22 protein-coding genes are annotated in these 22,282 nt (G+C 71.3%); 19 read left to right on the top strand and 3 right to left on the bottom strand.

What is annotated here, in order from left to right; translation table 11 throughout:
- Positions 1 to 68 precede the first annotated feature (68 nt).
- From ACFWY5_RS50605 to ACFWY5_RS50580, 6 genes are read left to right on the top strand one after another with little or no spacing between them, the layout of a single operon-like run.
- Positions 69 to 1,316 (top strand): Gfo/Idh/MocA family protein, encoded by a 1,248-nt coding sequence (locus ACFWY5_RS50605; RefSeq protein ID WP_379639274.1) that lies wholly within the window; start codon positions 69 to 71, stop codon positions 1,314 to 1,316.
- Positions 1,313 to 2,920 (top strand): beta-N-acetylhexosaminidase, encoded by a 1,608-nt coding sequence (locus ACFWY5_RS50600; RefSeq protein ID WP_379639272.1) that lies wholly within the window; start codon positions 1,313 to 1,315, stop codon positions 2,918 to 2,920. Before ACFWY5_RS50605 ends, ACFWY5_RS50600 begins: the two co-directional genes overlap by 4 nt.
- Before the next feature lie 26 nt (positions 2,921 to 2,946).
- Entirely contained in the window at positions 2,947 to 4,191 is a 1,245-nt protein-coding gene (locus ACFWY5_RS50595) for an ABC transporter substrate-binding protein (protein WP_379617565.1), read from the top strand.
- On the top strand, positions 4,188 to 5,063 hold the full coding sequence (locus ACFWY5_RS50590; protein ID WP_379617567.1) for a carbohydrate ABC transporter permease: 876 nt from the start codon (positions 4,188 to 4,190) through the stop codon (positions 5,061 to 5,063). The genes ACFWY5_RS50595 and ACFWY5_RS50590 overlap by 4 nt, the downstream gene beginning before the upstream one ends.
- Positions 5,056 to 5,865, top strand: coding sequence for a carbohydrate ABC transporter permease (locus ACFWY5_RS50585; RefSeq protein WP_379639271.1), 810 nt, complete (start codon positions 5,056 to 5,058; stop codon positions 5,863 to 5,865). The genes ACFWY5_RS50590 and ACFWY5_RS50585 overlap by 8 nt, the downstream gene beginning before the upstream one ends.
- 7 nt (positions 5,866 to 5,872) lie before the next feature.
- Positions 5,873 to 7,564, top strand: a complete 1,692-nt coding sequence (locus ACFWY5_RS50580; protein WP_379617571.1) for a bifunctional metallophosphatase/5'-nucleotidase — start codon at positions 5,873 to 5,875, stop codon at positions 7,562 to 7,564.
- Here the strand turns inward: ACFWY5_RS50580 and ACFWY5_RS50575 are convergent.
- Genes ACFWY5_RS50575 through ACFWY5_RS50565 form a run of 3 tightly spaced genes read right to left on the bottom strand, consistent with a single transcriptional unit; the run spans position 7,561 to position 9,472 of the window.
- Positions 7,561 to 8,334, bottom strand: a complete 774-nt coding sequence (locus tag ACFWY5_RS50575; protein WP_379639284.1) for an ABC transporter permease — start codon at positions 8,332 to 8,334, stop codon at positions 7,561 to 7,563. The two genes, ACFWY5_RS50580 and ACFWY5_RS50575, sit on opposite strands and share 4 nt — an antisense overlap.
- The gene (locus ACFWY5_RS50570) at positions 8,334 to 9,086 is read right to left on the bottom strand and encodes an ABC transporter ATP-binding protein (protein WP_379639270.1); all 753 of its coding nucleotides are present in this window, start codon (positions 9,084 to 9,086) and stop codon (positions 8,334 to 8,336) included. The genes ACFWY5_RS50575 and ACFWY5_RS50570 overlap by 1 nt, the downstream gene beginning before the upstream one ends.
- A 38-nt stretch (positions 9,087 to 9,124) precedes the next feature.
- The gene (locus ACFWY5_RS50565; protein WP_379617575.1) at positions 9,125 to 9,472 is read right to left on the bottom strand and encodes an SCP2 sterol-binding domain-containing protein; all 348 of its coding nucleotides are present in this window, start codon (positions 9,470 to 9,472) and stop codon (positions 9,125 to 9,127) included.
- A gap of 114 nt (positions 9,473 to 9,586) precedes the next feature.
- On the opposite strand from ACFWY5_RS50565, the gene ACFWY5_RS50560 reads away from it, so the two are divergent.
- From ACFWY5_RS50560 to ACFWY5_RS50500, 13 genes are all read left to right on the top strand, one after another.
- Positions 9,587 to 9,745: a hypothetical protein gene (locus tag ACFWY5_RS50560; protein ID WP_379617577.1), complete on the top strand. Its 159-nt coding sequence runs from the start codon at positions 9,587 to 9,589 to the stop codon at positions 9,743 to 9,745.
- Positions 9,742 to 10,563 carry a TlyA family RNA methyltransferase gene (locus ACFWY5_RS50555; protein WP_379617579.1) on the top strand — a complete coding sequence of 274 codons (822 nt, stop codon included), beginning with the start codon at positions 9,742 to 9,744 and terminating at the stop codon, positions 10,561 to 10,563. Before ACFWY5_RS50560 ends, ACFWY5_RS50555 begins: the two co-directional genes overlap by 4 nt.
- Positions 10,560 to 11,459: an NAD kinase gene (locus tag ACFWY5_RS50550; RefSeq protein ID WP_379617581.1), complete on the top strand. Its 900-nt coding sequence runs from the start codon at positions 10,560 to 10,562 to the stop codon at positions 11,457 to 11,459. Before ACFWY5_RS50555 ends, ACFWY5_RS50550 begins: the two co-directional genes overlap by 4 nt.
- 105 nt (positions 11,460 to 11,564) lie before the next feature.
- Entirely contained in the window at positions 11,565 to 13,277 is a 1,713-nt protein-coding gene (recN, locus tag ACFWY5_RS50545; protein WP_379617583.1) for a DNA repair protein RecN, read from the top strand.
- Positions 13,278 to 13,340: 63 nt separating this feature from the next.
- The gene (gene steA, locus ACFWY5_RS50540; protein ID WP_379617585.1) at positions 13,341 to 14,537 is read left to right on the top strand and encodes a putative cytokinetic ring protein SteA; all 1,197 of its coding nucleotides are present in this window, start codon (positions 13,341 to 13,343) and stop codon (positions 14,535 to 14,537) included.
- Positions 14,534 to 15,511: a copper transporter gene (locus ACFWY5_RS50535; protein WP_379639269.1), complete on the top strand. Its 978-nt coding sequence runs from the start codon at positions 14,534 to 14,536 to the stop codon at positions 15,509 to 15,511. Before steA ends, ACFWY5_RS50535 begins: the two co-directional genes overlap by 4 nt.
- Before the next feature lie 3 nt (positions 15,512 to 15,514).
- Positions 15,515 to 16,414, top strand: coding sequence for a hypothetical protein (locus ACFWY5_RS50530; RefSeq protein ID WP_379639268.1), 900 nt, complete (start codon positions 15,515 to 15,517; stop codon positions 16,412 to 16,414).
- Positions 16,411 to 18,099 (top strand): murein biosynthesis integral membrane protein MurJ, encoded by a 1,689-nt coding sequence (gene murJ, locus ACFWY5_RS50525; RefSeq protein WP_379639266.1) that lies wholly within the window; start codon positions 16,411 to 16,413, stop codon positions 18,097 to 18,099. Before ACFWY5_RS50530 ends, murJ begins: the two co-directional genes overlap by 4 nt.
- A gap of 46 nt (positions 18,100 to 18,145) precedes the next feature.
- The gene (locus ACFWY5_RS50520) at positions 18,146 to 19,216 is read left to right on the top strand and encodes a glycosyltransferase (protein WP_379639265.1); all 1,071 of its coding nucleotides are present in this window, start codon (positions 18,146 to 18,148) and stop codon (positions 19,214 to 19,216) included.
- Positions 19,217 to 19,414: 198 nt separating this feature from the next.
- Complete coding sequence (locus ACFWY5_RS50515; protein ID WP_379617595.1) at positions 19,415 to 20,404, top strand: TerC family protein; 990 nt, start codon at positions 19,415 to 19,417, stop codon at positions 20,402 to 20,404.
- Positions 20,405 to 20,510: 106 nt separating this feature from the next.
- Positions 20,511 to 21,152: a phosphatidylserine decarboxylase gene (locus tag ACFWY5_RS50510; protein WP_379617597.1), complete on the top strand. Its 642-nt coding sequence runs from the start codon at positions 20,511 to 20,513 to the stop codon at positions 21,150 to 21,152.
- Positions 21,139 to 21,960, top strand: coding sequence for a CDP-diacylglycerol--serine O-phosphatidyltransferase (gene pssA, locus ACFWY5_RS50505; RefSeq protein ID WP_379617599.1), 822 nt, complete (start codon positions 21,139 to 21,141; stop codon positions 21,958 to 21,960). The genes ACFWY5_RS50510 and pssA overlap by 14 nt, the downstream gene beginning before the upstream one ends.
- Before the next feature lie 38 nt (positions 21,961 to 21,998).
- Positions 21,999 to 22,265 (top strand): hypothetical protein, encoded by a 267-nt coding sequence (locus ACFWY5_RS50500; protein ID WP_379617601.1) that lies wholly within the window; start codon positions 21,999 to 22,001, stop codon positions 22,263 to 22,265.
- Positions 22,266 to 22,282 lie beyond the last annotated feature (17 nt).

The raw sequence follows: 22,282 nt of genomic DNA, 5'->3' as shown, positions 1-22,282 counted from the left end.
CTTGACCACGGCCGGTCATCCATGAATATTTATGGACTCCCACATAAGTCGCGGAGTGAAACACATCGATGACCGTAACCATCGCGATCGCCGGCGCCGGAGCGCGCGGGCAGATCTACGCCAGGGCGGCGGCCGCCTCCGGCCGGGCCAGGGTCGTGGCCGTGGCCGATCCAGATCCGGGGCGCCGCGCGGCCGTGGCCCGCGAGCACGGGCTGCCCGAGGAGGCCTGCTTCCCCGGCTGGGAGGAACTGGCCGCGGTGCCGAAGCTGGCCGACGCGGTGGTCATCGCCACCCAGGACCACCAGCACGCCGATCCCGCCGTCGCCTTCGCCGCGCTCGGCTACGACATGCTGCTGGAAAAGCCCCTGGCTCCGACCGAGAAGGAGGCCCGCCGGATCGTCGAGGCGGTCGAGCGGGCCGGGGTCGTGTTCGCCGTGGGCCACGTGCTGCGCTACACGGCGTACACGAGAGAGCTGAAGCGTGTCCTGGCCTCCGGCGTGCTCGGCGAGATCGCCAGCGTGCAGCATCTGGAGCCGGTGGGGTGGTGGCACCAGGCGCACTCGTTCGTGCGCGGGGCGTGGCGCGACGTGGCCGGATCCGGCCCGATGCTGCTCACCAAGTCGTGTCATGACCTCGACTGGCTGCTGCACGTCGTCGAGGACGAGCCCGCCCGGGTCGCCTCCTTCGGCTCGCTGATCCACTTCCGTCCCGAGAACCGGCCGGCCGGCGCCGCCGACCGCTGCGTGTCGTGCCCGCTGGAGATCGAATCGGCCTGCCCGTACTCGGCGAAGCGGTTCTACATGGAGATGATCGGGGACCCGCACAAGGAGTTCTGGCCGCTCGGCGCGGTCACGGCGGACGCCAGCGTGGCCGGGGTCACGCGGGCCCTGGAGACGGGCCCGTACGGGCGCTGCGTCTACGCGGCCGACAACGACGTGGTCGACCAGCAGGTCGTGATCGTGGAGTTCGCCCGCGGCGCGACGGTCGCCTTCACCATGACCGCCTTCACCCCGCTCGAACACCGCAAGACCAGGATCTTCGGCTCGCACGGCTACGCCGAGGGCGACGGCGCCTCGATCAGGGTCGTCGACTTCCGCACCGGCCAGGAGCACACCGTCGAGGCCACGGGCGGCGGCGCCTCGCTGTCCGACGGGCACGGCGGCGGGGACGGCGGCCTGGTGGAGGCGTTCCTGGACGCCGTGGCCACCCGGGACCAGAGCGCGCTCGGCGGCGACGCCACCGACGCGCTCGCCGGGCACCTGCTGGTGTGGGCGGCGGAACGGGCCCGCGAAACCGGCACGGTGGTGACCCTGTGACGCTCGTTCCGGCGCCGGTCGCCGCCGTCCCCGGGCAGGGCGTCTTCAGCCTGGGCCCGGCCACCACGCTCACCGCCGACCCGGCCCTGGCCCGCGCCGCCGCCTGGCTGCGCGAGGCGCTCGTCCCCGCCACCGGATTACCCCTGCCGGAGGGCCCCGGCGGCATCGAGATGCGCCACGTGCCCGGCATGGCGGAGGAGGAGTACCGCCTCACCGCCACCCCCGGCCGCGTCCTCATCGAGGCCGCCACCGCACCGGGCGCCTTCTACGGCGCCCAGACCCTGCGCCAGCTTCTCGGCCCGGCCGCCTTCCGCGCCGGCCGTACCGCGCGCGGGCCGTGGCAGGTGCCCGCCGTCACGATCGAGGACCGTCCCCGGTACGGCTGGCGCGGCTGCCTGATCGACGTCGCCAGGCACTTCCTGCCCAAGCACGACCTGCTGCGCTACATCGACCTGCTGGCCGCCCACAAGCTGAACGTCCTGCACCTGCACCTGACCGACGACCAGGGCTGGCGGCTGCAGATCAGGAAGTACCCGAAGCTCACCGAGATCGGCGCCTGGCGCCACGAATCCCCGCTCGGCGCGAAAAAGCACCGCAGATGGGACGGCCGCCCGCACGGCGGCTACTACACCCAGGACGACATCCGGGAGATCGTCTCCTACGCGGCCGACCGTTTCGTCACCGTGGTGCCGGAGATCGACCTGCCCGGCCACACGCAGGCCGCCATCGCCGCCTACCCCGAGCTCGGCAACCTGGACACGACCCTGCCGGTACGCACCGAGTGGGGCGTCGGCGAGAACGTGCTCAACGTCGCCGACGCCACCATCGCCTTCTTCAAGGACGTCCTGGACGAGGTGCTGGAGCTCTTCCCCGGACCGTACGTGTGCGTGGGCGGCGACGAGGTGCCCAAGGGCCAGTGGAACGAGAGCGTCCCCGCCAAGGAGCGCATCCGCGAGCTGGACCTGCGCGACGCCGAGGAACTGCAGAGCTGGTTCGTCCGCCACTTCACCGACTACCTCATCGCCCGCGGCCGCAAGCCCGTCGGCTGGGACGAGCTGCTGGCGGGCGGGCTGCCGCCCGGACTGACGGTGGCCGCCTGGCGCGGGCAGGCGTGCGCGGCGATGGCCGCGCGGGCCGGCCACGACGTGGTGGTCTCGCCCTTCGCCGAGACCTATCTGGACTTCCGGCAGGCCGAGGGCGAGCAGGAGCCGGTCGCGATCGGCAGCGTGACCGGGCTGCGCGCCGTGCACGGGTTCGACCCGGTGCCGGCCGGGCTCTCGGCCGCCGAACGCGAGCGGGTGCTGGGCGCGCAGGCGGCGCTGTGGACCGAGCACATCGACTCGCCCCGGCTGCTGGACTACATGGCCTTCCCCCGCCTGGCCGCGTTCGCGGAGGCGGTATGGAACGACGGGCGCGACTTCGAGGACTTCCTCGGCCGCCTCGCCGTACACGAAAGGCGGCTGGACGCGCTGGGCGTGGAGTATCGCCCGGCCGGCGGGCCGCACCCCTGGCAACGGCGCCCCGACGCGCCGGGCCACCCACGAACCCGGGCGGAGATCGACGCAGAGCTCGCCGCCTGGACGGCCAACCTTCGATGGCCGTAGCCACACCCCCTGTTTGGAGAACGACCATGCGTAAGCGCCTGCCCATCGCCGGGCTGCTCGGACTGGCCCTGTTAGCTTCCGGCTGCGGCTCCAGCGAGCCCGAGAAGCCCGGAAAAATCGAGATCAGTTATGCGCTGTGGGAGAAGAACGACGCTCCCGCCGCCCAGAAGATCATCGACGCCTTCCAGAAGGCCAATCCCGGCGTCACGGTCAAGCTGGAGATCACCCCCTGGGACCAGTACTGGACCAAGCTCCAGACCGCCGCGGCCGGTGGATCGGCGCCCGACGTGTTCTGGATGAGCAGCCTCAACGTCCGCATGTACGCCAAGGGCGGCGTCATCGCCCCGGCCGACGAGAGCAAGACGACCGGCTTCACCCCGGCCACCGTCGCCGGATACCGCTACGACGGCAAGCTGTGGGCGCTGCCGTTCAGTGTGAGCCTGCCCGCGCTCTGGTACGACAAGAAGATCTTCGACGCCGCCGGCATGAAGTACCCGACCGCGGACTGGACCTGGGACGACGTCAAGGCCGCCGCCAAGAAGCTGACCGACCCGGCCAAGAAGCAGTGGGGCATCATGGCCCCGATGTGGGACCAGGGCGGGTTCTACAACACGATGATCCAGGCCGGCGGGCGCGTGCTGTCGGCCGACGGCAAGAAGTCCGGCTTCGACGAGGCCGGCTCCATCCAGGGCCTGGAGTTCTGGACCGACCTGATGAACAAGGACAAGGTCGCGCCGCAGGCCCAGGTCTACAACGACACCGAGCCGCTGCAACTGTTCCAGACGGGCAAGTACGGCATGTACTACGGCGGGTCCTGGTTCGCCGCCACCTTCGCCGCCAACCCCGAGGTGAAGTCCCGCGTCAACCTGGTCCCTCTGCCCAAGGGCCCGGTCCAGAAGGGCATGATCGTGGCCTCGCTGGCCAACGCGGTCTCGGCCAAGACCGAGCACCCGAAGGAGGCCGCCGCCTTCGCCGCCTTCTTCGCCTCTGAGGAGGGCCAGAAGATCTTCAGCGACGCGGGCGGCGCCTCGATCTCGGCCCGCGAGGGCACCCAGGACGGCTTCTACAAGGCCTACCCCGACTTCGACCTGAAGGGGCTGTTCGAGGGCTCGATGCCGCACGGCGTGGAGTACCCCGTGACGCTCGACACCGCGAAGTGGCAGGACGTGCAGCAGAAGCTGCTGGTCGACGCCTGGACGGGCAAGCGGCCGACGGCGGAGGTGGCCAAGGAGATCGCGGTCAAGATGAACGAGATCCTGGCCAAGGAATGAAAGGCAGGGAACGGCTCTGGGGTTATGCGCTGATCGCCCCGATGGCCCTCGGCCTGGCCGTGTTCTACGTCTGGCCGATCGCGCAGACGCTCTACCTCAGCTTCACCGAGTCAGGCGTGTTCGGCGGGCAGACCTGGGTCGGCCTGGACAACTTCACCGCGCTGGCCGCCGACGAGGAGATGAGGGGGGCGCTGGGCAACACGCTGCTGTACGCGGTGCTGGTGCTGGCGGGCGTGCCCCTGTCGATCGTGGTCGCGGCGCTGCTCAACGTACGCGGCCTGCGCGGGCTGGGCTTCTACCGGACGATCTACTTCCTGCCGGTGGTCACCATGCCCGCGGCCGTGGGCCTGACCTGGCGCTACCTGTACAACGGCGACTTCGGTCCGATCAACCAGCTCCTCGCGGCGGTCGGGATCGACGGCCCGTACTGGGTGGCCGACCCCGACGTGGCGATCTACGCCCTCGCCCTCGTCGGTATCTGGAGCTCCATCGGGTACAACGCGGTGCTGTTCCTGGCCGGGCTCCAGGGCATTCCCCGCCACTACTACGAGGCGGCCGAGATCGACGGGGCCGGGCGGCTGCGCCAGTTCTTCCGCATCACGCTGCCGCTGCTGACCCCGACCACCTTCTTCGTCCTCGTCATCACGCTGATCAACGCGCTGCAGGTCTTCGACCTCGTCTACCTCATCTTCGACCTCAAGAGCCCGGCGCTGCCCGGCGCCCGCACGATCGTCTACTTCTTCTTCGAGCAGGGCTTCCTGCAGAACCAGCGCGGCTACGCCGCCGCCATCGCCGTCGTGCTGCTCGGCCTGATCCTCGTGCTCACCGCGATCCAGTTCAGGCTGCAGAAGAGATGGGTGCACTATGCGTAGGACCTGGCCCGCGCACGTGACGCTGATCGCCGGGGCGCTGGTCATGCTGGCGCCCTTCGCGTGGCAGCTCATCGTCTCCCTGCAGACGCTCAGCGACTCGCTGCGGGTGCCGCCGGTGCTCACGCCGTCGTGGCGGTGGGAGAACTTCACCGACGTGTTCAAGACGGTGCCGCTCGGGCGGCAGTTCCTCAACACCGTCGTGGTCACCGCCGCGGTCACGGCCGGGCAGTTGCTGTTGTGCTCGCTGGCCGCGTTCGCCTTCGCGCGGCTGCGCTTCCCCGGCCGGGGCGTCATCTTCATGGTGTTCCTGGCCGTGCTCATGGTGCCGCAGGAGCTGTTCCTGCTGCCCCGCTACGAGATCATGCAGGGTCTCGGCTGGCTCAACACGCTGCAGGCGCTCATCTCGCCCGGCGTGTTCGGCGCCTTCGGGACGTTCCTGCTGCGGCAGTTCTTCCTCACGCTGCCCACCGAACTCGACGAGGCCGCCCGCCTCGACGGCGCCAGCCCGCTGCAGATCTACTGGCACGTCATGCTCCCGCTGGTCAGGCCGGGGCTGCTGGCGCTCGGCCTGCTCAGCGTCATGTGGTCGTGGAGCAGCCTGCTGTGGCCCCTCGTCGTCAACACCGACCCCGAGCAGATGACGCTGGCCGCCGGGCTGGCCTCGCTGCGCGGACAGTTCCAGACCAACTTCCCGATCCTGTTCGCCGGATCGATCGTCGCCTCGCTGCCGGTCATCGTGCTCTTCGTGATCATGCAGCGCCAGCTCATCGCCGGAATCGCATTCACCGGAACGAAGGGTTAGATCCCCCATGCGTTTACCCCTGCTGATAGGCGCGGCCGCCCTCGTGGCGCTCACCGCACAGCCCGCCTCCGCCGCCGGGCGCCAGCCCGTCGACGTGCAACTGCTGTCCATCACCGACTTCCACGGCTACATCACCCCGCAGAACAACGCCGCCGACGGCACGATCAAGGACGGCGCGGGCAACACGCTGGTGGTGGGCGGCGCGCCGTACGTCTCGACCCACCTGAAGAATCTGCGGAACGGCAAGCGCAACACCGTCACCTTCACCACGGGCGACGATTTCAGCGGCTGGCCCGTGGAGGTCTCCCACCACGCCGACGAGCCGACCGTCGAGTTCCTGAACCGGATCGGCGTGCAGTTCACCGCGGCGGGCAACCACGAGTTCGACCGGTCGCTGGAGTTCACCCGCGACCACATGGGCAAGGGCAGGTGCTTCGGCGAGGTCGGCCTGGACAGCTGCTTCACCGACTCCTCCGGCAGGCGCTTCCCCGGCGCCCGCTTCGAGATCTCCTCGGCCAACATGACCCGCAAGGGCAGCACCCGCCCGGTGCTGGAGCCGTTCGTGATCAAGCGCTTCCAGGGTGTGCCGGTGGGCTTCATCAACCTCACCACGCCCACGACGGTCGCCGGCTCGACCTCCTACCAGCCCACGCTGGACAACCTGCCGCTGGTGGAGACGGCCAACAAGTACGCCGCGATCCTCAAGCGGATGGGCGTGGAGGCCATCGTCGCCAACGTGCACGAGGGCGGCGCCGCCGGCCAGGACTTCAACGGCTGCGGGGCGACCAAGAGCGGCCCGATCTGGGACTTCGCCCGCGACGCCTCGCCCGACATCGACGCGATCGTCACCGGCCACTGGCACTGGTTCTTCAACTGCTCGCTGCCCGACCCGGCGGGCAACCTCCGCCCGGTCGTGGAGGCGGCCAACCACGGCCGGCTCATCAACGAGATCAACCTGAAGATCGACCGCCGCACCCGCGACGTGATCAGGCCGGCCACGACCGCGCGCAACCACCCCGTCACCCGCGACGTGCCCGCCGACCCCGAGATGGTCGCGATGGTCGACTACTGGAACGCCAAGGCCAAGGAGACCGGCGCCCGCCAGATCGGCACGCTGACCGGTGACGTGACCAGGGTGCGCGACGCCGACGGCGAGAGCACGCTGGGCAACCTCGCGGCCGACGCGGAGAAGGCCGCCTCCGACGGCGCCGACCTGGCGATGGTCGCGGTGGCGCCGGTGAAGGGCTCCAACTCGCTGCGCGGCGACCTCAAGGCCGGTCCCGTCACCTTCGCCCAGGCGTGGGCGGCGTGGGGCTACGCCAACCCGGTGCTGACCGTGTCGGTGAAGGGCGCCCAGATCGACCAGGCGCTTGAGCAGCAGTGGCAGACGCAGGCCAACGGGACGGTCCGGTTCGCCCCGCTTGCCGTATCAGGAAATGTCCGCTTCTCGTATGACGTGAGCAAGCCGGTCGGCGAGCGCGTCGAGAACGTGCTCATCGACGGCAAGCCGCTCGACCCGGCCCGCGGCTACCGACTCGCCGCCCTCGCCTACACGCTGATCGGCGCCGACGGTTACACCGCCTTCACCGGCTACACCGACGCCGTGCGCGGGCCGCGCGACTACGAGGCCCTGCGCTCCTACCTCGGCACGGGCCCGGTGAACCCGCCCGCCCTGGACCGCGCCCAGCCGCTCCTCTAGGCGACGCGTTCGCTGGTCTGGCGTCCGAACTGCCACGCTCCCACCACGAGCAGCAGCGCGGACGCCAGCACCAGCGCCCCCATCGCCACCGGCAGCCCGGCGCTCCAGCCGTCCAGCATCAGCAGCCGCATCGCCTCGATCGCGTACGTGAGCGGGTTGGCCCGCGCCACGACCTGCATCCAGGCGGGCATCGCGGTCAGCGGCACGAAGGCGTTGGACATGAACAGCAGCGGCAGCGAGGCGAACCCGGTGACCGCGAAGAACGTGCCGTGCGAGGGGACCGCGCAGGCCAGCGCCATGGCCGCCGCCGTCATCGCCAGCGTCAGCAGCGCCGCGGTGAGCAGGATCGCCAGCACACCGGGCAGGCCGGTGGCGGGCCGTACCCCGAGCAGGAGCGCGACGAGCAGGATGACCAGCACCTGCGCCGAGTTCATGCCCATCTGGAAGACGAAGCGCGAGACGATCAGCGAACTGCGCCTGATCGGCATGCTCATCAGCTTGTCGAGGTAGCCGGTCTCCTTGTCGAACAGCAGCGGCATCGCCGCGCTCACCCCGTTGCCGACGACGGTGAAGGCGATGATGCCGGGCACCGCGAAGGCGAGGTAGTCGGTGGTGCCCACGACCTCGGCGTTCATGGCGCCGCCCAGCGAGCCGGCGAAGAACACCAGCCACACCGCCGGCTGGAGCACGCTGAACAGCAGGTTCAGCCGCTCGCGCAGGGTCATCAGCAGCCAGCGCCGCGACAGCGCCAGCACCTCCTGGGCCCACATCACGCCGCCTCCTCACGCAGCGCGTGGCCGGTGTGGCGCAGGAAGACCTCGTCGAGGCTGTCTGCGCCGATCTCCGCCTTGAGCTCGGCCGGAGTGCCCGAGACGATCTCGCGGCCGTGGTCGATGATGGTCAGCCGGTCGCACAGGCGGTCGGCCTCGTCCATGTAGTTGGTGGCCAGCAGGACGGTCATGCCCTCCTGGCAGAGCTGCCTGATGTGGTCCCAGACGTGGTGGCGCGACTGCACGTCCAGGCCCAGCGTCGGCTCGTCGAGGATGAGCAGCTCGGGCCGGTGCAGCAGGCCGCAGGCCAGCTCCAGCCGCTTCTGCATGCCGCCCGAGTACGCCTGCACCAGGCGGTCGGCGTGGGCGCTCAGGCCGACGAGCTCCAGGACCTCCGCGGCCCTGGCCTTCACCCGCTTCCTGGGCACGTGGTAGAGGGCCGCCTCGATCTCGGTCTTCTCCCGGCCGGTGAGCATGTAGTAGCCCATCGGGGAGACCTGCTGCATGACGTAGCCGATGCGCAGGCGCACGTCGCCGGCCGCGCGTACCACGTCGAAGCCGCACACCCGCGCCGTGCCCGAGCTCGGCGGGAGCAGGGTGGCCAGCATTCTGATGGTCGTGGTCTTGCCGGCGCCGTTGGGACCCAGCAGGCCGACGACCTCGCCGGCGCCGGCCGTGAGGGTCAGCTGGTCAACCGCGGTGCTCTGCCCGAAGCGGCGGCTGAGCCGCTCCGCGTCGATGATCATTCCCATGGACGCACCTCAAGTACTTAACGGATGCGTTAAGCATATCAGAGCAACTTCCGCAGCCGCAGGAGGTCACCGAAGCTGGCGTCCACCTTGACCCGGCCGCCCAGCAGCGCCCTGGCCAGGTCGAGCTCACCTTCGACCAGCGCGATCAGATCGTCGCTCGTGATGGTCAGCTTCACGTCCGCCTCCTTGCCGTCGGCCGGAGGCACCTCCGTGAACGGATCCAGGCCGTCGTGGCTGAGCCGGCCGTAGAAGACGACGTCGAGGTCGGAGACACGGCAGCTGACCGTCCGCTCGACGACGTGCTTGGCGCGGTCCTCGTCGCTGATCTCGTCGAAATTGGCGACGAGCTTGGCCAGAGCGGCCCGGCACTCCTCGACGCTTGCCATGGATGCGCTTCCTTTCTCCCCACTGACACGGACCGTAGCGTTCCATACGACTGCATAACGTGTGACACGCCTGCCGAGGTGCCGGGTGTCGGTGCCAGGCGTTACGGTCGTGTCATGACTGAGATCCCGGAGGGGACGGGCGACGAACGGGTCGACGCCGTTCTCGCAGGTCTGGAGCGTCTGTCCGGGCTGCCCGTGGGCGAGCACGCCGCCGTCTACGACGACGCGTTCGCCGGGCTGGAGGAGACCCTCGCCGCGATGGACGAGCAGTGAGCCGACGCGTCCGGCTCGACAGCGAGCTCGTACGGCGCGGCCTGGCCCGCTCCCGCGAACAGGCGGCCCAGCTCATCGAAGCCGGCCGGGTCAGCGTCGGCGGACAGGTCGCCGGCAAGGCGGCCACCCAGGTCGACACCGCCGCCGCCATCGTCGTGGCCGAGTCGCCCGACGGCCCCGACTACGTCTCGCGCGGCGCGCACAAACTGCTCGGCGCGCTGGAGGCCTTCAAGGCCCTGAGCGTCGAGGGCCGCCGCTGCCTCGACGCCGGCGCCTCCACCGGCGGCTTCACCGACGTGCTGCTGCGCCACGGCGCCGCCCACGTCCTGGCCGTGGACGTCGGCTACGGACAGCTCGCCTGGTCGCTGCGGACCGACGAGCGGGTCACCGTCATGGAACGCGTCAACGTGCGCGACCTGACGCCGGAGATGGTCGGCGAGGCCCCCACGCTGATCGTCGGCGACCTGTCGTTCATCTCGCTGCGGCTGGTGCTGCCCGCGCTCGCCGCCGTGGCCGCGCCGGCCGCCGACTTCGTCATGCTGGTCAAGCCGCAGTTCGAGGTGGGCAAGGAGCGCGTCGGCGCCGGCGGCGTGGTGCGCGAGCCCGCGCTGCGCGCGCAGGCGGTCCGCGACGCCGCCGCCAAGGCACAGGACATAGGTTTGGCGGTGCGCGGCGTCACGGCCAGCCCGCTGCCGGGACCGTCGGGAAATGTCGAATACCTGCTCTGGCTGGGCAAGGGGGAGGGCGAGCCGCCGGTCGCCGGGCTCCTCGACCTCGACGCCGAGATCCAGCGCGCCGTAGAAGAAGGGCCCCAATGAACCGGACCGTTCTGGTCACCGTGCACACCGGGCGCGGCGCCGCCGTCGACAGCGCCCGCCTTGTCGTCAACCGCCTGGTCGACGCCGGGATCACCGTGCGCGTGCTGGAGCAGGAGGCCGTGGAGATCGGGTGCGTCGGCGCCGAGGTGGTGCCGTGCGACCCCGGTGCGGCCAAGGACGCCGAGGTGATGATCGTCCTGGGTGGCGACGGCTCGCTGCTGCGCTCGGCCGAACTGGCCCGCTCGGCCGGCACCCCGCTGTTCGGCGTCAACCTCGGCCACGTGGGCTTCCTGGCCGAGGCCGAGGTCGACGACCTGGCCGCCGCCGTCGACAGCGTCGTCGCCGGGAACTACGACGTCGAGGAGCGCATGACCATCGACGTGCTCGCCCGGCTCAACGGCCAGGTGATCGCCGACACGTGGGCGCTCAACGAGGCCACCGTCGAAAAGCGCGAGCGCATGCTGGAGGTCGTGGCCGAGGTCGACGGCCGCCCGCTGTCGCGCTGGGGCTGCGACGGCGTCATCTGCGCCACCCCGACCGGCTCCACTGCCTACGCCTTCTCCGCCGGCGGCCCGGTGGTCTGGCCGGAGGTGGAGGCGCTGCTCATGGTGCCGATCAGCGCCCACGCGCTGTTCGCCAAGCCCCTGGTCGTCTCGCCGCGCGCGACCCTCGCCGTCGAGATCCTGCCCGGCACGCCGGGCGGCGTGCTCTGGTGCGACGGCCGCCGCCGCTTCGACCTGCCGACCGGCACCCGCGTCGAGGTCCGCCGCGGCGAGCACCCGGTGCGCGTGGCCCGCCTGCACGGCATCGAGAGCACCGGCGCGCCGTTCACCGACAGGCTGGTCGCCAAGTTCGAACTTCCCGTGCAGGGGTGGCGCGGAAGGGTGCGTCCCTGAGTCAATTGGCTCAGGAGCGCGTAGGATCGCTTGCGCACGTGTGTTCGGACAGTGGGCTCCGAAGCCGGGTGCGACCGTAAACGCAGGCAGCGACAGGAGTGGCCGGTGCGACCCAGGGTCGAAGAGGTCCGCATCCAGGGGCTGGGTGTCATCGACGAGGCCGTTCTCGAGCTCTCGCCGGGATTCAACGTGGTCACGGGCGAGACCGGAGCGGGCAAGACCATGGTCGTCACCGGGCTCGGCCTGCTGTTCGGCGGCCGTGCCGACCCCTCGCGCATCCGTCCGGGCTCCGACAAGGCGACCGTCGAGGGCACGCTGGTCATCGAGGCCGGCGGCCGCGTCGGCCAGCAGGTCGAGGACATCGGCGGCGAGGTCGAGGACGGCGAGCTGATCATCTCGCGCACCGTCTCCGCCGAGGGCCGCTCGCGCGCCTGGCTGGGCGGGCGCACCGTCCCCGTCGGCACGCTCACCTACCTGGCCGACGACCTGGTGGCCGTCCACGGGCAGATGGACCAGCAGCGCCTCCTGCAGCCGGCCAGGCAGCGCGCCGCGCTCGACCGGTATGCGGGGGACGATCTGGTCAAGCCGCTGCGGGCGTACTCGCAGGCGTACAAGCGGCACAAGCAGGTGGCCGCGCTGCTGGAGGAGCTGACGACCCGGGCGCGCGAGCGCGCCCAGGAGGCCCACCTGCTGCGCTTCGGCCTGGAGGAGATCGAGAAGGTCGACCCCAAGCCCGGCGAGGACGTCGAGCTGCGCGCGGAGGAGGAGCGGCTCTCCCACGCCGACGCGCTGCGCACCGCCGCCACCGGCGCCCACACGGCGCTGCTCGGCGACCCGATGGAGTCCGCCGACGGCACCCACGACGTGATCTCGCTGCTGGGCGAGGCCCGCTCGGCGGTCGAGGGTGTGCGCGACTTCGACCCGCAGCTCGCCCAGGTGGCCGACCGGCTGGCCGAGGCGGGCTACCTCATCTCCGACGTGGCCACCGACCTGGCCGCCTACGCCGAGTCGATCGAGGCCGACCCGGCCAGGCTGGCGATCGTGCAGGAGCGCCGCTCGCTGCTGACCGGCCTGATCCGCAAGTACGCCGAGGACAGCGCCGGCGTGCTGGCCTGGGCGCAGCAGTCCTCGGCGCGCCTGACCGAGCTCGAGGGCGACGACGAACGCATCGACGAGCTCACCCGCGAGCTCGACGAGCTGACCGAGCGGCTCACCGAGCTGGCCGCCGAGCTGACCAAGGTGCGCGAGGCCGCCGCCGAGCGCTTCGGCGAGGCCGTCACCGAGGAGCTCACCGCGCTGGCCATGCCGCACGCCCGCGTGGTCGTGCAGCTCGCCCAGAGCGCCGAGTTCGGCCCCGAGGGCGTCGACGAGGTCGAGCTGCGCATGGCCGCGCACCCGGCCGCGCCGCCGCTGCCCCTGAACAAGGGCGCCTCGGGCGGCGAGCTCAGCCGCGTCATGCTCGCCATCGAGGTCGTCTTCGCCGGCGCCGACCCGGTGCCCACCTTCGTCTTCGACGAGGTCGACGCGGGCGTGGGCGGCAAGGCCGCGGTCGAGATCGGCCGCCGCCTGGCCAGGCTCGCCCGCACCGCCCAGGTCATCGTCGTCACCCACCTGCCGCAGGTGGCCGCCTTCGCCGACCAGCACCTCGTCGTGGAGAAGGCCAGCGACGGCAGCGTGGTGCGCAGCGGCGTGCTCACGCTCAACCACGAGGGCCGGGTACGCGAGCTTTCGCGCATGCTGGCGGGCCTGGAAGATTCCGAGCTGGGCAGGGCCCATGCGGAAGAATTGCTGGGGCTCGCCGCTGCCGACTCTGCGTGACATATCAGACACGCCGCGCAGTGCGTGGCCCCCGGGCTCTCCGGCTCTGGCAGGATGGTCTTGATGAAGGTACCGGGGAACAAGTTGCCGGGCCTCCGCGGCAGGAAGGTCGGTGACCTTCCCGGCCTCACGGCAGTGGCGAGAATCGACCGGCGGACGAAGAGGCTAACCAAGCGCCTCCGGCCGGGGGAAATTGCGATTATCGACCATGTTGACGTGGACCGGGTCAGCGCGGAGGCGCTCGTCGCGTGCGGCGCCGCCGCCGTGGTCAACGTCGCGGCGGGGATCAGCGGGCGCTACCCCAACCTCGGTCCGCAGATCCTGGTCGAGGCCGGCATCCCGTTCGTCGACAACGCCACGCCCGAGCTGTTCGAGCGGGTGGCAGACGGCGAACCGGTCCGCGTCTGCGACGGGATCGTCTACCTCGGCGAGGAGATGGTCGGCAAGGGCGACGTCGCGACCGAGGAGACCGTCGAGGCCGCCATGGCCGAGGCACGCGCCGGACTTTCCGTGCAGATCGAGGCTTTCGCCGTCAACACGATGGAGTACGTTCGTGGTGAGGGCAGGCTTCTCATCGACGGAGTCGGCGTGCCGGAGATCCGCACCCCCATCGAGGGCAGGCACGTTCTCATCGTCGTGCGCGGGTACCACTACAAAGAGGACATCGCCACGCTCCGGCCGTACATCCGCGAGTACCGCCCCGTCCTCATCGGCGTCGACGGCGGCGCGGACGCGCTCCTGGAGGCCGGATACCTGCCCGACGTGATCGTCGGCGACTTCGACTCCGTCTCCACCAAGGCCCTCACCTGCGGCGCCGAGCTCATCGTGCACGCCTATCGCGACGGCCGCGCGCCCGGCCTGGAGCGCGTGCACCAGCTCGGCCGCGAGGCCGTCATCTTCCCCGCCACCGGCACCAGCGAGGACATCGCCATGCTCCTGGCCGACGACAAGGGCGCCGAGCTCATCGTCGCCGTCGGCACCCACTGGACGCTGGAGGAGTTCCTCGACAAGGGGCGCTCCGGCATGGCCAGCACCTTCCTCACCCGGCTGCGCATCGGCAGCAAGCTCATCGACGCCAAGGGCGTGAGCAGGCTCTACCGCAGCCGCATCTCCACGCCGCAGCTGCTGCTGCTGGTGAGCACCGCGCTCGTCACGATGGGGGTCGCTCTGTTCAGCTCGCCCATCGGCCAGACCTGGCTCAACGGCCAGCAAGACCTTTGGAACGCCTTCATCTTCTGGCTGGTCGGACTTTTCTCGTGATCGATTTCCGCTATCACCTCGTCTCCATCGTCGCCATCTTTCTCGCGCTGGCGGTCGGCATCGTCATGGGCACCACGCTGCTGCAGAATCCGGCCATCCAGATGGCCAAGGAGACCACGGACGGGCTGATCAAGAACAACAGCGAGCTGCGCGCCGAGAAGGACGACCTGGCCCGGCGCCAGGCCGGCAACGACTCCTTCGTCAAGGACATGACCCCGGTGCTGGCCCTGGTCGCGGGCGGGCTCAGCGGCCAGCGCGTGCTGCTGGTCGACACGCCCGGCTCCACCGGCGCCCTGCGCGAGGCGCAGCAGCAGGTGCTCGACCAGGCCGGCGCGACCGTCGGCCAGCGGGTGACGATCAGCGACAAGTTCCTGGCCCTCGACAGCGAAGGCGTCCTCGACGGGCTGGCCACCCAGCTCAAGCCCGCCGACCTCACCTACACCGCCGGCGCGAGCGTCTACGACAAGGTCGCCCAGCTCCTGGCCGCGACGCTGACCACCGCCGACCCCACCCAGGCGGGCACCGCCAACGCCGAGACCGCCGCCGTGCTGGCCGCGTTCGAGAAGGGCGGCTTCATCAGCGTCGAGGGCGACGTCGACAAACGCGCCACGCTCGCGGTGATGTTCGCGCCGGACAAGCCCTTCGAGGGCGAGCGCGCCGAGACGCAGGCGGCCGCGCTCGTCTCCCTCGCCGCCGGCCTCGACGCCGGGAGCAAGGGCGCGCTCGTCGCCGGCAGCACGACCGCGGTGGCCCCCGGCGGCGTCATCACCGAACTGCGCGACTCCGGCGACATCAGCCAGCGGGTCTCCAGCATCGACACCCTCGACATGCCCGCCGGCCGCGTCGTCGGCGTCTACGCCCTGCGCGAGCAGATCGCCGGGCGGGCCGGCCAGTACGGCATCGGCACCGGCGTGACCGACTTCCAGCCGCCGCTGCCCAGTCCCACCCCCGTCCCCACCTCGTCAGGGAGCTGAACCATGGCCCGTGCCCTGCTGTGCGCGCTCGCCGGAGCCGCACTCGGCGCCGTCGCCGCCCGCGCCGCCTACTCCGCCTTCACCTCGCGTGTGGCCGAGGCTCCCGAGAAGACGGCCACGCCGTCCGGCGAGGTCGTGGCCACGGGCGGGCTGGGCGCCGCCGCCACCTGGACCCGGAGCAACCACCGCGGCGAGCCGATCACGCTGCTCGAAGGTCCCGCGTTCGTGGCGGGCGCGAGCGCCGCCGCCGCGCTCGCCCCCGGCCTGGACCCCCGCGTACGGCTGGCCGCCCTCCTGGCCGGAGCGGGCAGCGGCGCGCTGGGCGCCTACGACGACCTCTACGGCAGCACCTCCTCCAAGGGCTTCAAGGGCCACCTCAGCGCCCTGGCCAAGGGAGAGGTGACCAGCGGCGCCGTCAAGATCCTCGGCATCGGCGCCACCGGCCTGGCCGCCGCCGCGCTCGTCTCGCGCGGCCCCCTCGACACCCTCGCCAACGGCGCCACCATCGCCGGCGCCGCCAACCTTGCCAACCTCTTCGACCTGCGGCCCGGCCGGGCCATCAAGGTCGCGCTGCTGACCGGCGGCCCGCTGCTGGCCGCCTCACTGCTGCGCGGCTCCCCGTCGGGCGCGGCGCTGGCCGCCGTCCCGCTGGGCGCCGCCGCCGCACTGCTGCCCGACGACCTCGGCGAGCGCGCCATGCTCGGCGACGCCGGGGCCAACGCCCTGGGCGCCCTGCTCGGCCTGGCCGCCGTCACCACGCTCGGCCGCCCGGGACGGCTGGCCGTGCTCGGCACCGTCGCCGTCCTGACCGCCGCCTCGGAGAAGGTCTCCTTCACCAAGGTCATCGCGGGCAACCCGGTGCTCAACCGCATCGACATGCTCGGCCGCCGCCCCGCCCCGTGACCGGACGGCTGGCGCGGGGCGTCGCGGGCGGCGCGGTACTGATCGGCGCGATCACGATCCTCGCGCGCGTCACCGGCTTCGCCAAGCAGTACGTCTTCGCCCAGACCGTCGGCACCGAATGCCTGTCCACCGCCTACTTCACCGCCAACCAGATCCCCAACATCGTCTTCGAGGTGGTGGTCGGGGGAGCGCTGGCCGGCATGGTGGTTCCGGTCCTCGCCGGCGCCGCCGCCCGCGCCCGTCCGTGGGGTGAGCCGCCGCTGGAGGAACCCGACTCCCCGGAGGCCGCCCGCGGCGCCCAGGCCGTGGCGGCCTCGCCCGTCGAGGCCCACGCGTACGTGAGCCGGGTCTCCTCGGCCCTGCTGACCTGGGTGCTGGTCGTGCTGGTCCCGCCGGCCGTGGCCGTGGCGGTGCTGGCCGGCCCCATCGCCGGGCTCTTCTACGGCTCCGCGCTCCCGCCGTGCGAGCTCGAGGCCGTGCGGGCCGTCACCGCGGACATGCTGGTCGTCTTCGCCCCCCAGATCCCCCTGTACGGCGTGGCCGTCGTCCTCTACGGCGTCCTTCAGGCGCACAAACGCTTCGCCGGGCCCGCCGTGGCGCCACTGGTGTCCAGCATCGTGGTGATCGCCGCCTACCTGGTGTTCGTCCCGGTCAGCGGCGGCGTGAGCGCGCCGGTCAGCCCGCTCGACGCGGGCGAGACCGTGCTGGCGGCCGGGACCAGCCTGGGCGTGCTCGCGCTCGTGCTCACCGTCGCCGGGCCCGCGTCGCGGCTCGGGCTCCGGTGGCGGCCCACGCTGCGCTTCCCCGAGGGCGTGGCCGCGCAGGTGCGCCGGCTGGCGTTCGCCGGGATCGCCGGGTTGCTGGCCCAGCAGGCGGCCATGGTCGTGGTGCTGTACCTGTCCAACGGGATCGGCGTAGGGGCGATCGCGGTCTACAACTACGCGTGGGCCATCTACCTCGTGCCGTACGCGGTGCTGGCCGTACCCATCGCGACCAGTGCTTTTCCCGGGCTGTCCGCGCGGGCGGAGAGCGGTGACGAGGAGGGTTTCGCGGGCCTGGCCGCGCGCACGACGCGGGCGGTCGTGCTGGCGTCGGGGCTGGCGGCGGGGGCGCTTGCGGCGGTGTCCGGGCCGGGCGCGGAGGTGTTCCTGCTGGGGACGGAGTCGGCGGTGCCGCACGCGCAGCTCGCGCGGACGATCGCGCTGTTCGCGCCGGGCCTGATCGGGTACGGGCTGATCGCGCACCTGAGCCGGGTGCTGTACGCGGCGGGCAAGGGCCGCGAGGCGGCCGCCGGAACCGTGGCCGGGTGGCTGGTGGTGATGGTGGCGCAGGCCGGGTTCGTGCTGGTGCTGCCGGATGAGTGGGAGATCGCCGGGATGGCGCTCGGGATGAGCGCCGGGATGACCGTGGGCGGACTCTGGCTGCTGGTCGCGGTGCTGCGGGCCCGTGGCAGGGCGGCGGTCGCTGGGCTGGTCAGGGCGGCGTTCGCGGCGGTGGCCGGAGGGGCGGCGGGGTTCCTGGCGGGCGCGTGGGCGGCGGGGCTGGTCGGGGCCGAGGGGTTCTGGCCGCGGCTCGGGGCCACGGTGCTGGGCGGGGTGGTCGCGATCGTGGCGGGCGCCGCGGTGGCGGCGCTGCTGGACCGCGACGACGCCCGCGCCCTGGCCGGGATGGCCCTGCGGCGCTGACCGGGACCGGAACGGGCATCAGTGGATGGTGGAGAGGAGAAGCGTCGTGCGGGTGGTGTTCGTGCTCGGAACCACGTCAGGCGGGACCGGGCGGCACGTGCTCATGCTGGCCGAAGGCCTGGTACGGCGCGGCCACCAGGTGGTCGTCGCCGGGCCGGCGGCCGTCGGCGAGGCGTTCGGGTTCGGCGCGGCCGGGGCGCGGTTCGTCCCGGTCGCCGTCTCCGACCGGCCGCACCCGGCCCGCGACCTGGCGGCGGTCGCCGCGATCCGCCGCATCACCCGCGAGGCCGGCGTCGTGCACGCGCACGGGCTGCGCGCGGGCGCCCTCGCCGTCCTGGCCGGGCTCGGCCGGGCCCGCCCGCCGCTGGTGGTGACGCTGCACAACGCGCTCACCGCCGGGGGATTCATCGGCGCGATCCACGGCGTGCTGGAGCGGATCGTGGCACGGGGCGCCGGCACCGTGCTGGTGGTCTCACCGGATCTGGGCGCGCGGATGACCGCGCTCGGCGCCCGCGACGTGCGCCCGGCCGTGGTGCCCGCACCCGTGCCCAGGCCGCCGTCACGCACCGCCGCGCGGGTGCGCGAGGAGCTCGGCGCCGGGGAGCGGCCCGTGGTGCTGACGGTCGCGCGGCTGGCGCAGCAGAAGGGGCTGGAGTTCCTGCTGGACGTGGCGGCCGGACCCTGGGGCGCGCGGGAGCCGATGTTCGCGATCGCGGGGGAGGGGCCGCTGAAGCGGGAGCTCCAGGAACGTGTGGACAGGGAGAAGCTGCCCGTGCGGCTGCTGGGCAACCGCGACGACGTGCCCGACCTGCTGGCCGCGGCCGACGTCGTGTTCTGGCCGAGCCGCTGGGAGGGAACGCCGCTCAGCCTCAGTGAGGCGCTCATGGCGGGCCGTCCCGTGGTGGCCACCGAGGTGGGTGGCATCCCTGACCTGCTGGGGGGCGCCGGGACGCTGGTGCCGTACGGGGATGCGGGGGTGGCGCGCGCGGCCGTACGGGCGGTTCTGGAGGAGCCCGGCGAGGCGGAACGGCACGCTCGGGCGGCGGCGGAAAGGGGCGCGGCGCTGCCCCGCGACGACGACGCGGTGGACGCTGTCCTGGGCGTCTACAACGCGTGAAGACGCCTGGGAAGATTACGTCGCGACCCCGCGTTCTCCTATACTGCGTTGGTTAGGGGAGGGGAGTATCCCTTCGCGGCAGCCTCGTCATCACGGTGTAGCCCCGCTCCACGGGGCCCCCGGGGCTGCCGGTCGGCCGATCGCGCCGGCGGGAGAGACCTCCGGCTGTCAGTCATGCGTGCCGGAGGTAGGAACAACGTGACCGTACCCGTGTGGGCCTGGATCGCCGTGATCGGCGGGCTCCTCCTGGTCATCGCCATCGATCTGTGGATCGTCGACAGGGGCGAGGCCCGCGAATTCTCCATGCGGCAGGCGACCTACTGGGTCTCCTTCTACATCGCGCTCGCCGTCGCCTTCGGTGTGCTGTTGTGGGTGACCGAGGGGGGCGGCAAGGCCGGTGAGTTCTTCGCCGGCTACATCACCGAGTACAGCCTGAGCGTCGACAACCTGTTCATCTTCTTCATCATCATGAGCCGGTTCGCGGTGCCGAAGCAGTACCAGCACAAGGTGCTGCTGGTCGGCATCCTGATGGCGCTGGTCATGCGCGGCATCTTCATCGCGCTCGGCGCCGCCGCCCTCGAGCGCTTCAGCTGGCTCTTCTACGTCTTCGGCGCCTTCCTCGTCTACACCGCGATCAACATCGTCCGCCAGCACGTCAAGGGCGACGACGAGGACTTCCAGGAGAACGCGGTGCTGCGGTGGGTGCGCAAGGCGTTCCCGACCACGCCCGACTACGTCGGCTCCAAGATCATGGTCAGGATCCACGGCCGCCGCATGGTCACCCCGATGCTCATCGTCATGGTCGCGATCGGCACCACCGACCTGCTGTTCGCGCTCGACTCCATCCCCGCCATCTTCGGGCTCACCAAGGACCCGTTCATCGTCTTCACCGCCAACGCGTTCGCCCTGATGGGCCTGCGTCAGCTCTACTTCCTGCTCGGCGGGCTGCTCCAGCGGCTGGTCTACATCAGTTACGGCCTGGCGTTCATCCTCGGCTTCATCGGGGTTAAGCTGGTTCTGGAGGCTCTGCACGCCAGCGACGTCTCCTGGGCGCCCACCGTGCCCATCCAGCTTTCGCTCGCGGTCATCGGTGCCACGATGGTCGTCACCACCGTCGCCAGCCTGCTCAAGTCCCGCAGCGACGCGCGCAAGGGCGTGAAGAGCGCAAGCCAGAGCGGGGCTAGCTAAAAGGCGTTCTAGGCGCTTTGCTGTGTCTAGTTGCGTCGTGTCATAGTTGCAAGTTCTGTAACATCACGGCAAAGCGCCGGTTCGTTCACCACTCCAAAGGTTGTCCGTGTCAGACGATTCAGCTAAGACCGCCCGCGTGCGCCTGGCGCGCGGGGTGTCCCCGTGGCTCCTCCCGACCGTGGCGGCCGCCGCCGCGACCACGCTGCTCACCCGCAAGGACAAGCGCTGGGCGCTGGCCGCCGTGCCGCTGACCGCACTCACCGGCGGGATGCTCTGGTTCTTCCGCGACCCCGACCGGACGCCCGGTCAGGGCCGCGTCCTGTCGCCCGCCGACGGCGTGGTGCAGAGCATCGACCCGTGGCCGGACGGCCGGACCCGGGTGGCGATCTTCATGAGCCCGCTGAACGTGCACGTCAACCGGGCACCCCTTGCGGGAACCGTCACCTCCGTGCAGCATGTGGCGGGTGGGTTCCTGCCGGCATTCAACAAGGACAGCGACCAGAACGAACGCGTGGTGTGGCATTTCGAGACCGCGCTCGGCGACATCGAGATGGTGCAGATCGCGGGCGCGGTGGCGCGCAGGATCGTGCCGTACCTGAACGCGGGGGCCAAGGTCACCCAGACCGAGCGGATCGGCCTGATCCGGTTCGGCTCGCGCGTGGACATCTACCTTCCCGAAGGCATCACGCCCGCGGTCGCCGTGGGTGAGAAGACGGTTGCGGGGGTGACCCGAATTGACCACGGCTGACGCAGGCGGCTGGCAAGCCGACGACGAGGACCCCCGTGGGCCCGTCGGCAAGGCGTTCCGACTTTCCGCCGCAGACTCCCTGTCGCTGGGCAACGCGCTCTGCGGCTTCCTGGCCGTGTGCGTGCTGGCCACCTCGGCCGTCAGCTCCCTGCAGGCGAACAAGGGCCTGGTGATCCAGCCCGGCTTCTTCGCCACCGCCGTGGTGCTGCTGCTCATCGGCGCCACCTGCGACCTGTTCGACGGCCTGGTGGCGCGGCGCTTCCGCGCCTCGGCCATGGGCGCCGAACTCGACAACCTCGCCGACGTCATCAGCTTCGGCTTCGCGCCCGCCTTCATGGTGGTGATCTGGGGTGGCTTCAACGGCACGGTGCCCATCTGGTGGGTGCTGACCGCCGCCGCCTCCGTGCTCATCGCCGGCGTCGTACGGCTGGCCCGCTTCGCCTGCGTGAAGACCAAGAGCGGCGACTTCATGGGCCTGCCCATCCCCATGGGCTGCATGACCGTCATCTCGATCGTCATGCTGTTCGAGGCGAACATCTGGTCGCTGCTGGCCGTGCTCGGCGTGTCCTGGCTGATGGTCAGCCGTGTGGAGTACCCGAAGCCCAAGGGTCAGCTCGCCGCCGTCGTCCTCGGCTGGATCATGGTCAACGTCGCCTTCCTGACGTTCTGGGTGGCCTTCCCCCAGGGCGGCGACCTGCCGATCAAGATCGGGGCGACCATGCAGATCGCGCTCGTGGCGGCGATCCCGCTGCGGATGCTCTTCTACAAGCGCGAGCAGCGCAAGGAAGCCCACCGCGTCGACAACTGAGCCTCCTCAAGCCGGGCGTCATCGGCTTTGATGGAGGCATGGCGCGCGAACACACTCGCACGTACTTCCTCGGCAAGCTCGCGAGGGAGCTGGAGTTCCGTGGCCTCGATGCCACGCTGCGCGCCGACCCGCCCTCGTTGCGGGTCGGCGACCCCGGTGCCCGGCTGCTGACCGAGACGGTCGACTGCGTTCCGATCGCCGAAGGCTGGTACTACCGCTGGTCCTGGGGCGAGGTGGTGGAGTCGACCACCAACCCCGCCGAGGCCGCCGACAGGATCGCCAGGATCCTCGGGCCGATCAGGTAGCTCATCTCGCGGCCAGG

Origin of the sequence: Nonomuraea sp. NPDC059007 (assembly GCF_042740555.1) — a bacterium.
Lineage (GTDB): Bacteria > Actinomycetota > Actinomycetes > Streptosporangiales > Streptosporangiaceae > Nonomuraea.
This window is presented reverse-complemented; position numbering and strand designations above follow the sequence as displayed.